At 29.8% G+C, this 14,203-nt stretch carries 12 protein-coding genes; 9 read left to right on the top strand and 3 right to left on the bottom strand.

Annotated elements, in window-relative coordinates; translation table 11 throughout:
• Positions 1-65 precede the first annotated feature (65 nt).
• Positions 66-2,426, top strand: a complete 2,361-nt coding sequence (locus H0I28_RS12355) for a hypothetical protein (RefSeq protein ID WP_218759297.1) — start codon at positions 66-68, stop codon at positions 2,424-2,426.
• Between the two features lies 1 nt (position 2,427).
• Positions 2,428-3,150, top strand: a complete 723-nt coding sequence (gene recO, locus H0I28_RS12350; RefSeq protein WP_218731782.1) for a DNA repair protein RecO — start codon at positions 2,428-2,430, stop codon at positions 3,148-3,150.
• 215 nt (positions 3,151-3,365) lie between these two features.
• Here the strand turns inward: recO and H0I28_RS12345 are convergent, their stop codons facing one another.
• The 3 genes from H0I28_RS12345 to H0I28_RS12335 are packed head-to-tail and all read right to left on the bottom strand — an operon-like array spanning position 3,366 to position 5,791.
• Positions 3,366-3,719 carry an SdpI family protein gene (locus H0I28_RS12345; RefSeq protein ID WP_218731781.1) on the bottom strand — a complete coding sequence of 118 codons (354 nt, stop codon included), beginning with the start codon at positions 3,717-3,719 and terminating at the stop codon, positions 3,366-3,368.
• Positions 3,720-3,747: 28 nt separating this feature from the next.
• Complete coding sequence (locus H0I28_RS12340) at positions 3,748-4,614, bottom strand: acyl-CoA thioesterase II (protein ID WP_218731780.1); 867 nt, start codon at positions 4,612-4,614, stop codon at positions 3,748-3,750.
• Positions 4,601-5,791: a peptidogalycan biosysnthesis protein gene (locus tag H0I28_RS12335; protein WP_254712771.1), complete on the bottom strand. Its 1,191-nt coding sequence runs from the start codon at positions 5,789-5,791 to the stop codon at positions 4,601-4,603. The genes H0I28_RS12340 and H0I28_RS12335 overlap by 14 nt, the downstream gene beginning before the upstream one ends.
• 418 nt (positions 5,792-6,209) lie before the next feature.
• Between H0I28_RS12335 and H0I28_RS12330 the strand changes: the two genes are divergently transcribed.
• The 7 genes from H0I28_RS12330 to trxA all read left to right on the top strand — a co-directional run bounded on the left by H0I28_RS12330 (position 6,210) and on the right by trxA (position 14,160).
• The gene (locus H0I28_RS12330; protein WP_218731779.1) at positions 6,210-7,322 is read left to right on the top strand and encodes an efflux RND transporter periplasmic adaptor subunit; all 1,113 of its coding nucleotides are present in this window, start codon (positions 6,210-6,212) and stop codon (positions 7,320-7,322) included.
• Positions 7,323-7,326: 4 nt separating this feature from the next.
• Complete coding sequence (locus H0I28_RS12325; RefSeq protein ID WP_218759296.1) at positions 7,327-10,527, top strand: efflux RND transporter permease subunit; 3,201 nt, start codon at positions 7,327-7,329, stop codon at positions 10,525-10,527.
• Positions 10,514-11,842 carry a TolC family protein gene (locus H0I28_RS12320; protein WP_218731777.1) on the top strand — a complete coding sequence of 443 codons (1,329 nt, stop codon included), beginning with the start codon at positions 10,514-10,516 and terminating at the stop codon, positions 11,840-11,842. The genes H0I28_RS12325 and H0I28_RS12320 overlap by 14 nt, the downstream gene beginning before the upstream one ends.
• 66 nt (positions 11,843-11,908) lie before the next feature.
• A complete protein-coding gene (locus H0I28_RS17655) occupies positions 11,909-12,040 on the top strand; it encodes a hypothetical protein (protein WP_261972279.1) in 132 nt (43 codons plus the stop codon).
• Between the two features lie 127 nt (positions 12,041-12,167).
• Positions 12,168-12,800 (top strand): Crp/Fnr family transcriptional regulator, encoded by a 633-nt coding sequence (locus H0I28_RS12315; RefSeq protein ID WP_218759295.1) that lies wholly within the window; start codon positions 12,168-12,170, stop codon positions 12,798-12,800.
• A gap of 51 nt (positions 12,801-12,851) precedes the next feature.
• Positions 12,852-13,841: a DUF3365 domain-containing protein gene (locus H0I28_RS12310; protein ID WP_218759294.1), complete on the top strand. Its 990-nt coding sequence runs from the start codon at positions 12,852-12,854 to the stop codon at positions 13,839-13,841.
• Between the two features lie 19 nt (positions 13,842-13,860).
• Entirely contained in the window at positions 13,861-14,160 is a 300-nt protein-coding gene (trxA, locus tag H0I28_RS12305; RefSeq protein WP_218759293.1) for a thioredoxin, read from the top strand.
• Positions 14,161-14,203: the final 43 nt, after the last annotated feature.

Genomic DNA, 14,203 nt, shown 5'->3' with positions numbered 1-14,203 from the left:
CTAATACTAGCATGTTTACGTTTAATGATAAAAAAGAAATATCTTTGGGATATTAAACTTAAATGATGAAAAAATTCTTTATACTTTCTATCTTATTTTTCTCAGTATCATTTTCCGCTCAGACAGATTATAGTACTTCTTGGGAGGACTTTTACTCTTACAACAATGTAAAAGATTTTGTAAAGGTAGATGATGTAATTTATGCCTTATCAGACAATGCTGTTTTTACGTACAACGTGGGTACTAAAGAGATTGAAAAACTATCTTCTGTACAAGGCTTGTCTGGAGAAACTACAAGTTCTATTCATTATAATAGTGGTTTTAAAAGGTTGGTAATTGGTTATGAAAACGGATTGGTAGAAGTTGTAGATGAAGATGGTTTAATAACCATTTCTTCAGATATTGTTAGTTTTAATCAATCTGGAGAAAAAAGTATCAATGATATTACAGAGTATAATGGCAAATTGTATTTGTCTACTCCATTTGCTATTGTAGTGTATGATATTGACAGGTTAGAGTTTGGTGATACCTATTTTATTGGTAAAGAATCTAGTGCTATAGGAATTAATACAACAACTGTTTTAAATGATGTAATTTATGCAGCTACTGAAGACGGAATTTATACGGCAGATACAAATAATACATCTTTAATAGACTTTAATAATTGGAATCAGCAATTTAGTGGCAATAATTTTAAGGAATTAGTAACGTTTAATAATAATGTATTTGCAATTTCTGGATCGAAATTATATGAAATAAATGGAAGTGTTTTAAATGAAATAAGAGATTTTTCTCAACCAATTATTTCTATTAAAAGTTCATCTTCCTTTTTGACAGCTACTTTAGGTCAAAATTCTGTAATTATAGATACTTCTTTAAACACTGTTTTTCAATTTACCACAACAGGAAATTTCAATTTTACTTTAAACAATTCTTTTTTTGAAGATGATACCATTTTTTTAGTAACCACAGAGTTTGGTTTATTACAAAGACATAAAGATAACGATGATTATGTAGAAATCCATCCAGAAGGACCTTTAGAAAATGATGTGTTTTCAATAGCGGCAAGCAATAACAATGTTTGGGTTGTTTATGGTGGTTATACAGATGTTTATGGACCTATTGGAAATAGAATAGGTGTTATTAGCCATTTTAACGGTAAAGAAATTGATGGAGTAAAATGGAAAAATATAAATTTAAATTCAGATGCTCCTTTTTCAGATTTAAACCACATTACAATCGATCCAAATGTAGAAAATAGAGTTTATGTTAGTTCTTTTGGAGATACAAACGTAACATCAGATACTAATAAAAATGCTACAGGAGGTTTATTAGTGATAGAAAACGATGAACTTAAAACCTTTTATAATCATTTAAATAGTCCGTTAGCAGATATTGAAGCAGCCGACCCAAACAGGGTAACGGTAAGGGTTAGTGGTACTATTTTCGACCCTGAAGGAAACTTATGGGTAACAAATGTTTTGGTCGATAGTGAGTTAAAAAAACTTTCTACAAGTGGCAATTGGACTAGTTTTGATATGCGATCTGTAGAAACAGATGCTAGTAGAGCAGGTATAAGTGAAATTGCTATTGATAGAAATAACAGTCTTTGGTATGGATCTAGAGGAAACGGTGTATATGTATTTAATGAGAGCGGAGCTAGAAAAAAGGCATTAATTGCAACGCCTAATTTAGGGAATCTTCCGGATGTAAATGTACAATCTGTAGTTGTAGATGGTAGCAATAGAGTTTGGATTGGTACTAGATCTGGTTTGGTTATGTATAACAATGCATCAGGTGTTTTTGATGATGCTACACCAAATGCAAATGCGGTAGTTATCAACGGAAACGAGGAGGGTTTTGGAGAAAGACTTTTGGGGGATCAACGTGTTAATAGCATTGTGGTAGATGGCGCAGACAATAAGTGGTTTGGTACAGATAATGGTGGTGTAATTTATACCAATCCAAACGGACAAACAACCTTAGCCAATTTTAGTATGGACAATTCGCCATTACCATCTAATAAAATTGTAAAAATAGCTGTAGATAATAGTACTGGTAAAGTTTATTTTGCAACCAATAAAGGTATTGTAGTTTATAATAGTAAAGTGGCACCTTTCGGTGATGTTATTCCAGATATTTATGCATACCCAAACCCTGCATTAAAAAATCATGAAACGGTTACTATTGATGGTAGAAACGGTACACATTTACCAAAAGGAACTAATGTAAAAATAATTGATGTTGCCGGTAACTTAGTATATGAAACCAATGTGGTAGAAGGGCAGGAATTACAAGGGGGAAAAGTGGTTTGGAATAAAAAAAATCTTGCAGGTACTAATGTAGCTTCTGGTATTTATATTGTATTATTATCTAATGATGATGCAACGGAAACAGCTGTTACTAAAATTGCAATTGTAAACTAAAATGGCTGTTGTAACTACAAAAGCAATTGTTTTAAGTGCTTTAAAATTTGGAGACTCAAGCCTAATTGTAAAATGTTTTACAGAAGAAGAAGGGGTAAAGTCTTATTTAATTAGAGGTATTTTAAAAGCTAAAAAAGGAGGATTAAAAGCAGCTTATTTTCAGCCATTAACGCAGCTAACAATTGTTGCAAGCCACAATAATAAAGGGACTTTAAATTCTATTAAAGAAGTTCAGGTTTCATACCCTTATCAAACTATTTATAGAGATATTGTTAAGCAATCTGTGGTGTTGTTTTTATCTGAAGTATTGTCTTATGCAATAAAAGAAGAGGAAAAGAATGAAGGGCTTTACGAGTATTTAGAATCGGGACTTATTTGGTTAGATTTACATGATAAAATTGCAAATTTTCACTTGTTATTTTTACTGAATTTAACCCGTTTTCTAGGTTTTTATCCAGATTTGTCTGATGCTGATAAATTGGGATTTGATTTAAGTGAGGGGGTCTTCTCTGATTTAACCTCTCAAAAAAACCTTATTTCTGGTAACTATTATTACCAATTCAAAAAGCTATTAGGAATTACTTTTGATGAAATAGAAAATGTATCTTTTGGTAAACAAGAAAGACAGATCGTTTTAAAAATTATAATTCAGTACTTCGAACTCCATTTAGATGGGTTTAGGAAGCCAAAATCACTCCAAATTTTAGAAACAGTTTTTAGTTGATACATCAAAATACCGACTAAAAAAGACTTAAGACCGCTTTGCTAAAAAACGCAAGAAACAAGACTTTTCAATATCCAATTTAATAATTCAATTCTTTAAATTATAATTTCTGTCTAAATAAATTGAACTTTATAAAGTTAACTGAAGCATAAGGTGTTTTTATTGAAGGTTAATTTTGATAGGTCTTTAAAAAGGTTTTTTAGATTGAAAAATTTCTAATTTTTCTTCTTTTTACCTTCCTCAGTAAAATTATCGTTTAATGCTCTTTCTGTTTTTATAACACTAACTAAAATAGATAATAGCACTAAAACCATTGGTTGCCAAGTTAATTCTATAGTAGCAAAGTTTACAAGAGCTAAGGCACCTAAAAAAGAAATACCAGAGTAGATTAAAAAACTTTTATTAAAATTAGCATTCGCAAAATCCCATATTTCTTGATTTAGCATTGCTTTTGGTGTTTTGTAACCATAAATTCCATTCACTTTTTTTGGAGGGAATTTCCAAAAAAGAATACTTATTAAAAATAATAACCCGTTTGTGGTAAATATATATATCAAAGTTTCACTCATAATTCTAATTTTTTAATTTTGCTATTGCCTACTTTTTCATAGGTCTTAACAATCCTTCTTGCGCTACAGAGGCAATTAATTTACCATCTCTTGTAAAAATATTTCCTTTAGATAAACCTCTAGCACCAAAAGCATTTGGAGATTCTACAGAGTACAACATCCAATCATCAAAATCGAAATCTCTAAAAAACCACATAGAATGATCTAAACTTGCGGTTTGAGTGTTTCCAAAATTGTAATTACTCGCATTTGGGTTAAATGCGGCATTTAGTATGTTGTAATCAGAAATATAGGAAAGAATTTCTTGTTTTGTTCTAAAAGCCATTTCTTGCTTTTCACCTTTTAAGCGAAACCAAACTTGCTCGTTTGGTGGTAAGTTTTCTGGTTGTAATGGGTTTGGTATTCTTACGGGTTTAAATTCTATAGGTCTTTCTATACTTAAAAAGTATTTCATGGATTTTGGTAAAAAATCACCAAACTTTTTTAACATATCATCCCAACTCAATAATTTTTCTGGTTGTTTTATAGTTGCATCAAACGTTGCCTGGTGCTCAAAACCATCTTCTTCTTTATGAAATGAAGCTGCTAGAATAAAAATAGTTTTTTCATTTTGACTTGCAGTAACTCTTCTTGTAGAAAAACTACCTCCATTTCTTACTTCTTGTACATGATAATTAATAGGAATTGTTAAATCTCCAGCCTCTAAAAAATAAGAATGTAAAGAATGTAAAAAACGATTTTCTGGTATGGTTTTATAAGCCGCATTTACCGCTTGTGCTATAACTTGTCCGCCAAAAACATTTGGACTACCAATGGTTACGCTGTTTCCGCTAAAATTATGGTTACCTAAATCTTCTAAATTTAAAAGTGAAATTAATTCTTTAGTGTTTTTCATGCTTAGTTTCTAAAGTTTTAAATGGAAATTTTTGTTGAAATGGAGTTGGTTGAACTCTTTGCAAAAATAACTTTAAAATTTTGTTTTTAATAGTTTTCTGATGACGAAGATACATGGTTAAATCTTGAGGGACTGCTCCAACAGAACTTTTTATTTCACTAGCAGTTCTTCCAAAATTAATGGTTTTTAATTTTTTATCGATGGCAATTTCTATATAATCATACAACATTCTTTGGTAAATAGCATGCTCTCTATTTAATTGATAATCTATACCTACAAAATGGGCATCTAAAGATTCTTGGTTGATAATTCCAGATACAAATCCAACAAGTTTATCATCTAAACAATAAGATTTTAAAATGTAATTTTCTCCAAACAGTTTTTTAAAATTCCTGTAAGTTTCTAAATTAAAAACACCTAAATTAAAACCTGCATTCGAGGCAACTTTTTCATACAGTATAGTCATTTCTGGCAACATTTTATCAATGTTTTCTAAAGTGACATCTTTAATTTTAATTGCGACGCTCTGTTTAAAAGCTTTTTTAGCTTTTACCCTAAATTTGGTTTTCATAGCAGCCAAATAATCATCAAAATTTTGCCAATTTTCATGGAGTTGAAGTTTCATGTTTGGTTCTACAGAAAACGGATGATAACTAAATTTTTTTAAAGTGTTTGTTATGGGTAAGGATTCCTTTGTAAAATCTTTTATAAGAAATGCATCAATTTGTTTCTTTAGTTTTTTATCAGAATTTACAAAGTGATTTATACTTTCTGCTAATTCTTTTATAATGGCTTTTTTATCTTGATTTTGCTTTATAAAAATACCATGCTCTCCACTCACAAAAGGACTCCCGCAGATAAGCAGTTGTAGCGGTTTTTTACCAGGAAACACATGAAGTTTTTTTCCAATAGTTTTTAAAATTTCGAAATCATTTTTTATAGAATTTAGTTCAAAATTAATTATTGTTAAACTGGCAAAAGCCGTTGGTATATTTTTTTGATCTACCAAAACAATATATGAAAAGGTAATTTCTGGATGATTTTTTTCGATATACTTTAAAAAATAAGGATGAAAATAACTGTTTTTTGTACAGTCTAAAGCCTCCCATATTTGGGAAGGAATTTCATCAATAGAAGAGAAAAATTTTGCAGTATTTGTATTGGCGCAACAAATCAAATTAATTATATAGTTTTAATTTTCTAAAAGAGCTTTGTTAATGCGCAAAGTTCCGTTTTCTTTGGTGAAAATATTCCTTTTTCTAAGGTAAATTTAGGTATTAACAATTTAAAACTGTCATCGGATTATTTTCAGCATTAAAAAACAGCCCATTTTAAGATTTTTAATTCCTAAAAGGATGGTGCCTAAAAATTACACTCTAATTTATTTTTTTTACCGGTAAGTAATAAGTCGTAATACAAGGGTAACTGCTTACTAATTGGTCTAGAATATTTAATTTTTAACTCAATAATTAAAAATTATAACGTTTCTTTAACATTCTTACTTGTAAACTATTTAAAGTTCTGAACGTCTTAAAAGTATATTTGCAAAAATACAATACTTTATAAGCATAAATTAAAAGTACAACTAACTAATTATGAGAAAAATTATTCTAGCAATCCTAGGTATTTTAACAATCGTAGGTGCTATCTTATTAGGCAATTACCTTATTGATAAAAACCAAAAACCAAAACCAACATTTGAAAGACAAATAAAAACTGTTTTTGTAGAAAATGTAAGTAATAAAAATATTCCTATTGTTTTAACTGCAAGCGGAAACTTAATTGCAAAAAATAAAATAGAAATTTACTCTGAAGTTTCTGGAGTTTTAAAAGTATCTAATAAGTTATTTAAGGCAGGTACAAAATATAACCGTGGTGAAACTTTATTAGGTATAAATAGCGATGAGTTTTACGCAAGCTTACAGTCTCAGAAAAGTAACTTGTATAATTTAATTACGGCTATTTTACCAGATTTACGTTTAGATTACCCAGTTGAATTTAAGAATTGGGAAAATTATTTACAAGGTTTTGATATGAACAAATCAACGCCAAAATTACCCGAATTCTCATCAGATAAAGAAAAGTATTTTATTTCTGGACGAGGAATTTTAACAGCATATTATAATGTTAAAAACCTAGAAGTACGTTTGTCTAAACATCAAATTAGAGCTCCTTTTTCTGGTGTTTTAACAGAAGCTTTAGTTAGCCCTGGAACTTTAGTTAGAGTTGGTCAGAAATTAGGCGAGTTTATAGATCCTAAAATATATGAAATGGAAGTTTCTGTAAATTCAGAATATGCAGACTTATTAAAAGTTGGTAATTCTGTTGACTTATCTAATTTAGAAAAAACAAAAAAATACACAGGAAAAGTGGTTCGTGTTAATGGAAAAGTAGACCAAGTAACACAAACAATAAAAGCATATGTAGATGTAATACATGCCGATTTAAAAGAAGGTATGTTTTTAGAAGCAGACTTAGTTGCAAAATCTGAAATTGATGCTATCGAAATTTCTAGAAAATTACTAGTAGACAACCAATCTGTTTATACAATTAAAAACGATAGTATTTTAACGTTAACAAATATTCAACCAGTTTATTTTGGTAGCGAAAAAGTGGTGATTAAAGGTTTAGAGAATAATCAAAAAATATTAACACAAGTATTGCCAGGTGCTTTTGACGGTATGATTGTAAAAATTAATAAACAGTAATTAGATGAAAAAAATAATTACATATTTTATTAAATATCCTGTTGCTGTTAATGTCTTTATTATTGCATTTGTAGCTTTTGGTTTAGTGGGCGCTATTACAATGAAATCGTCTTTCTTTCCGTTGACAGACTCTGAATTAATAAACATATCTTTAGCATACCCTGGAGCTTCTCCTGCAGAAATGGAAGAAGGTGTTGTCCTTAAAATTGAAGATAATTTAAAAGGAATTGTTGGCGTAGAACGTGTAACTTCTGTTTCTAGCGAAAACTCTGCAACGGTAAATATAGAGGTAGAAAAAGGGAAAGATATAGATGTTGTTTTAACAGATGTAAAAAATGCGGTAGATAGAGTTCCGTCTTTTCCTTCTGGTATGGAACCTGCCGTAATTGCAAAAGTAGAAAATATTAGACCAACCATCAGTTTTACGATTAGTGGAGACGATATTTCGCTAGGTTCTTTAAAGCAATATGCTAGAAATATAGAAAATGATATTAGAGGGATTGAAGGAATTTCTCAAGTATCTCTCTCTGGATTTCCAGACGAAGAAATTGAAATCGCTGTAAAAGAAAATGATTTACGTGCGTATAATTTGTCTTTTACAGATGTAGCAACGGCTATTCAAAACTCTAATCTTTTAATAACTGGAGGTAATATTAAAACTGCCCAAGAAGATTATTTAATTAGAGCAAGTAACCGTTCTTATTATGGTGTAGAGTTACAAAACCTTATAGTTAGAACGGAAACAAACGGACATATAATTCGCCTAAAAGATATTGCAGAGGTTAAAGATACTTGGTCAGAAACTCCAGATAGATTATATTACAATGGTAATTTAGCAATTGATATTTCTATAAGTAATACAAACAATGAAGATTTACTTTCTTCTGCGGATAAAATTAAAGAATACATTCACAAATTTAATCAGCAAAACCAAAATATTCATTTAGATATTACAGATGATAGAAGTGTAACTTTACAAGGTAGAACCAGACTTTTAATAGAAAACGGAGTGGTAGGTATTTTACTTGTGCTCTTCTTTTTAGCATTGTTTTTAAATTTGCGTTTGGCAATTTGGGTGGCCTTTGGTTTGCCTATTTCATTTTTCGGGATGTTTATTTTAGCAGCACAATTTGATGTTACTATAAATATCTTATCACTGTTTGGGATGATTATTGTTATTGGTATTTTGGTGGATGATGGAATTGTAATTGGAGAAAATATTTATCATCATTACTATGATTTAGGTAAATCTAAAATTCAAGCAGCCATAGATGGTACAATGGAAGTAATTCCGCCAATTGTTTCGGCAATACTAACCACTATTATTGCTTTTTCAACCTTGTTTTTTGTAGATGGAAGAATCGGTAATTTCTTTAGTGAAGTTTCTACTGTTGTACTTTTAACATTAACAGTTTCTTTAATTGAAGCCTTAATTATTTTACCAGCACATATTGCACATTCTAAAGCTTTAGACAGAAAAAGACTAGAAAATGGTGAGGTAAAAAAGAAGAATGCAATTGATGCATTTTTTAATAAAATAAACAGGTTTGCAGACGGAGGGTTAACAAAAATAAATGAAAAACTATACGTACCTTTTTTAAAGTTTTCTTTAAAAAATAAGGTGTTTGCTTTTTCAATGCCTATTGCGTTGTTAATTTTTAGTATAACATCTATTGGTGGCGGAATTGTAAGAACATCTTTTTTTCCTTCTATTGCAAGTGATAAAATACAAGTAACCTTAAAAATGCCCCAAGGTACAAACGAACAAATTACGGATTCTATAATTTCTAAAATTGAAGAAAAAGTTTGGTTGATAAATAAAGAATATACAGCAAAACAATCCGGAAACGAGCAAGTTGTACAAAATATCATAAAAAGAGTTGGTCCCGGTAGTGCGAATGCTACTTTAAATATCAATTTATTAGCAGGAGAAAGTAGAGAGTTTTCATCACCAGAAATAACAAATTCTATTAGAGAAAAAGTAGGAAAAGTGTACGGTGTAGAAAGTTTAATTTTTGGTTCTGGTGGTAATTTTGGAGGAAGTCCAGTTGCAGTTTCTTTATTAGGAAATAATATTGAAGAGTTAAAAGCCGCAAAAGCAGAATTAAAACTAGAGTTAGAAAATAATCCTTTATTAAAAGATATTTCCGATAATGATCCTGCTGGAATTAAAGAGGTAAGCATTACTTTAAAAGACAATGCATATGTTTTAGGCTTAAATTTACAATCTGTAATGGCGCAAATTCGTAATGGTTTCTTTGGATTTCAAGCACAGCGTTTTCAAAGAGGACAAGACGAAATTAAAGTCTGGGTGCGTTATAATAGAAAAGATAGATCTTCTATTAAAAACTTAGATGATATGCAAATTGTAGCTCCAAACGGAACAAGAATTTCGTTTTCAGAAATTGGAAATTATCAAATTAAAAGAGGAGATATTGTTATAAATCATTTAAATGGAAAAAGAGAAATTCAAGTTTCTGCAGATTTGAAAGATCCAAAAGAAAGTGCAACTGAAATTTTAGATGATATTAAAACACGTGTAATGCCGTTAATAATTTCTAAATATCATTCTGTATCTCCTCTTTACGAAGGTCAGAATAGAGAGGCCCAAAAAACCATAGATTCTTTAGAATGGTTAAAGTGGATTATTTTAGGCTTAATTTATATTGTAATAGCGTTTACATTTCGTTCTTACAGTCAGCCACTATTATTACTTATAATGATTCCTTTTAGTATGATTGGGGTTGTTTTAGGGCATTATATTCACGATTTTCCAATCAACATTTTATCTTGGTTGGGTATTATTGCACTAGTAGGTATTATGGTAAATGATGGTTTAGTTTTAATAGGGAAATTTAATAGTTATTTAAAAGAAGGAATGTTGTTTGATGACGCTTTAGTTTTGGCTGGTCAATCTCGTTTTAGAGCAATTTTCTTAACTTCTTTAACCACAGTAGCTGGTTTAGCCCCTTTAATGTTAGAAAAAAGTAGACAGGCACAATTTTTAATTCCGATGGCAATTTCTATTTCTTACGGAATAGCAATTGCAACCATTTTAACCTTGGTAATGTTACCATTATTATTGTCTGTTTCTAATTCTGTAAAAGTTGGACTTAAATGGCTAAAAACAGGAGATAAAGTAAATAAAGAAGAGGTAGAAAGAGCTGTTATAGAATCTAAATTCGACGAACATGAAGATCATTAGAAATACCATATTAATAGTCGGGTTTTTATCGACTTTACAAGGAATCTCGCAAGAGATTTTAAGCAAAAAAGAAGCACTAGAAATTACCTTAGAAAATAACTTCGGAATTAAAATTGCGAACAATAATTTAGAAGTTGCAAAAAACAATAAAAGTATTTATAATACTGGTTTTTTGCCAACGGCAACGGTTTCTTCGGGAGCAAATTATAGCAATAATAATCAAACCAACACACCACAAACGGGCGCAGCAACATCTACTACAGGTGCTGTAACTAAGTCTTATAACGCAAGTATTGGTTTAAATTATATTCTTTTTGATGGATTGGGAAGAAAATACAATTATCAGCAATTAAAAGAAACCTATAATTTAACCGAATTACAAGCTAGAGAAACGATCGAAAACACCTATTTACAATTGTTTACCTCATACTTTCAAATTGCAAGGTTATCAGAAAATAAGACAAATTTAGACGAGGCATTGTCTATTTCTAAACAACGTTTACTGCGTGCAAAATATCAATACGAATACGGGCAATCAACTAAGTTAGAGTTGTTAAATGCAGAGGTAGATGTAAATAATGATAGCATTACATTAATAAGTGCTAAACAGCAATTAAGCAATGCCAAACGTGGTTTAAACATTATTTTAGGAATTGAAAAAGCAGTAACTTATAATGTTGAAACGGAGGTTAGTTTTAATAAAATGATGAATTTAGAAGAGCTCCAGCAAAAAACAATTGCTAATAATTCTACCCTTAAACAAAATGAAAAAAACATTGCTATTAGCGAGTTTAACATTAAAGTAAATAAGGCTAATTATTTACCTTCTTTAGCTTTAAATACATCTTATGGTTGGAACCAGAATGATAACGAAAACCTTGCCAATGCCTTTCAGCCAAAATCTACATCATCTAACGGATTAAATGCAGGTTTAAGTTTGTCTTGGAATTTGTTTGATGGTGGAAGTACAAAAACTAATGTTGCAAATGCTAAAATTGCTTTAGAAAATCAGCAAATATTATTAGAACAACAAAAAGTAACCATCAATAATAATCTGAAAAATACTTGGGAGAATTATCAAAACCAATTATTTATTTTATCAGCACAAGAAAAAAATGTATCAACTACACAGAATAATTTTGATAGAAGTACAGAGCGTTATAAATTGGGACAAATAACATCTATAGAATTTAGGCAAGCACAAATTAATTTACTAAATTCTAAAACAGCTTTTAACAATGCTAAATTTGATGCAAAATTAATTGAATTACAACTTTTACAATTAAGTGGAGATATTTTAAATGTCAATTTTTAAAAACTGATTTTGGTCATATTTTAAAGTAACTTAATGTTTTATTTTTGAGTTTAAAATTAGATGAATATGAGCTTTTTAAATATACCACAAGTTTCTTGGGTAAATGGTACCATTATGATAGGCATTTTTGCATTGGTTGTTGTTGGCCTAGTTGTAGCCGTTTACTTATTAATGAGCACAGATAAAAAAGCCAAATAATTTTATTTCCCCCCTAATATTAATAAAAGCCTAAGTTTATCTTGGGCTTTTGTTGTTGCAATAAACTAGAATATACTTTATTTTTACAATAGGTTTCACTATTTTTATAGGTGAAAAATAAAGTATAATGACAAGTAATTTAGAGATTAATTTTGGTTACCTTTTTGAGGAAGATTTAATTTTAGAAATAGAAAAATTAGGCGTTTCTAAAAGCTTTAAAGAAGATACAACTATTATAGAAGTTGGAGATTATATTAAATCGATGCCTTTATTAATTTCTGGAGCCATTAAAATTCTTAGAGAAGATGAAAAAGGAGATGAGATTGTTTTATACTATTTAGAAAAAGGAGATACTTGTGCCATGACACTTTCTTGCTGTATGGGGCAAACAAAGAGTAAGATTAGAGCGGTAGCAGAAACAAATGTTGAATTAATTATGTTGCCAAAAGAAAAAATGGCAGAATGGTTAGGGAAATATAAAACTTGGCAATCTTATATTTTACAAACATATCATAACAGAATGGATGAGCTTTTAGAAGCTTTAGATACTATTGCTTTTCTAAAAATGGACGAACGCCTTTTTAAATATCTTAAAGATAAGGCAATGGTTACCCATAATGATGTTTTAAATGTTACCCATAAACAAATTTCTGAAGATTTACATACTTCTAGAGTTGTAATTTCTAGATTACTTAAAAAGTTAGAAAATGAAAGTAAAATTCAATTATTTAGAAATAGTATTAAGGTTTTAGAACTGTAACATTAGTTACTGTGTAATTTAAAGTGGTGTCTTATTTTTGTAATAAAAATAATGAAATCTCTTATATCAATCGTCGTAATTGTCTTGTTTTTTGGTTGTAAAGATTCTAAAAAAAACACTTATTCTAAGAAAAACGGTGTCTTAGAAACTCAAGAACATGCCGGTAAAAAGTTACTAGAAACAAACTGTTATGTTTGCCACAACCCAACAACCATAGAAGATAATAGAATAGCACCACCAATGATTGCTATAAAAAAGCGTTACTTAATGAGTAATAGCTCTAAAGAAGCATTTATTAAGTCAATACAAGATTTTGTTAAAAATCCAACGGAAGAAAATGCTAAAATGTATGGGGCTGTAAAACGTTTTGGAGTAATGCCAAAACAAGTTTTTCCTGAAGAAACGATCAAAGAAATTGCAGATTATATGTTTGAGTTTGATATTGAAAAACCAGAAGGGTTTGACGAACATTATAATCAACAACATGGAAACGGAGGCGGTAATGGAAAACGAATGCAAAGGCAACAGCAAGGTCAAGGTACTAATTTAAAAAAACTATCTTACAGTGAAAAAGGATTGAAGTATGCATTAGCTACCAAAAGTGTTTTGGGTAAAAACTTAATGGGGACAATTCAAAAAAAAGGAACTCTGGCAGCATTAAATTTTTGTAATGTGCAAGCTTTTCCTTTAACAGATAGTATGTCTGTTGTATATAAAGCAACCATAAAAAGAGTCTCTGACAAACCAAGAAATATTAAAAATGTTGCAAACACTTTAGAAAAAGGTTATATTAATATTTTTAAAGAAGAGGCTAAAGCAAATAAAGAGTCAGAACCCATTGTTGTTGAATCTGCAGAAAATGTTAAGTTTTATTACCCAATTAAAACAAATAGTATGTGTTTGCAATGTCATGGTACACCAACTTCAGATATTAAAAGCACTACATTAGCCCAAATAGACAAGTTTTATCCAAAGGATTTGGCGATTGGATATAGTGAAAATCAAGTGAGAGGAATTTGGAGTATTACATTTAATAAATAATCATATAAAGTTCTTAGGCATGAGCAATTTTTCAGAAATTATAAATCAAGATAAACCTGTTTTAGTAGATTTTTTCGCAGAATGGTGTGGACCTTGTAAAACCATGAGTCCAATTTTAAAAGAAGTAAAAGATGTATTAGGTGATGCAGTTTCTATTGTTAAAATAGATGTTGATAAAAACCAATCGTTAGCTGCAAAATATGAAGTTAGAGGTGTACCAACCTTAATTTTATACAAGTCTGGCAAACAAGTTTGGAGGCAATCTGGTGCAGTACCTAAAAACCAGTTAATCACTATTATAAATAACAGTGGTAAGTAGTAATTTAATACTAGGTTGATTAGAAATAGTTTTCCAAAAAGGA

This window comes from Polaribacter sp. AHE13PA (assembly GCF_019278505.1).
Classification (GTDB): domain Bacteria; phylum Bacteroidota; class Bacteroidia; order Flavobacteriales; family Flavobacteriaceae; genus Polaribacter.
This window is presented reverse-complemented; position numbering and strand designations above follow the sequence as displayed.

Bases quoted from the DNA above. Each gene is read 5' to 3' on its own strand.
- H0I28_RS12355 (WP_218759297.1), top strand. From the start codon at position 66: ATGAAAAAATTCTTTATACTTTCTATCTTATTTTTCTCAGTATCATTT.
- recO (WP_218731782.1), top strand. From the start codon at position 2,428: ATGGCTGTTGTAACTACAAAAGCAATTGTTTTAAGTGCTTTAAAATTT.
- H0I28_RS12330 (WP_218731779.1), top strand. From the start codon at position 6,210: ATGAGAAAAATTATTCTAGCAATCCTAGGTATTTTAACAATCGTAGGT.
- H0I28_RS17655 (WP_261972279.1), top strand. From the start codon at position 11,909: ATGAGCTTTTTAAATATACCACAAGTTTCTTGGGTAAATGGTACCATT.
- H0I28_RS12325 (WP_218759296.1), top strand. From the start codon at position 7,327: ATGAAAAAAATAATTACATATTTTATTAAATATCCTGTTGCTGTTAAT.
- H0I28_RS12315 (WP_218759295.1), top strand. From the start codon at position 12,168: ATGACAAGTAATTTAGAGATTAATTTTGGTTACCTTTTTGAGGAAGAT.
- H0I28_RS12320 (WP_218731777.1), top strand. From the start codon at position 10,514: ATGAAGATCATTAGAAATACCATATTAATAGTCGGGTTTTTATCGACT.
- H0I28_RS12310 (WP_218759294.1), top strand. From the start codon at position 12,852: ATGAAATCTCTTATATCAATCGTCGTAATTGTCTTGTTTTTTGGTTGT.
- H0I28_RS12345 (WP_218731781.1), bottom strand. From the start codon at position 3,719: ATGAGTGAAACTTTGATATATATATTTACCACAAACGGGTTATTATTT.
- trxA (WP_218759293.1), top strand. From the start codon at position 13,861: ATGAGCAATTTTTCAGAAATTATAAATCAAGATAAACCTGTTTTAGTA.
- H0I28_RS12340 (WP_218731780.1), bottom strand. From the start codon at position 4,614: ATGAAAAACACTAAAGAATTAATTTCACTTTTAAATTTAGAAGATTTA.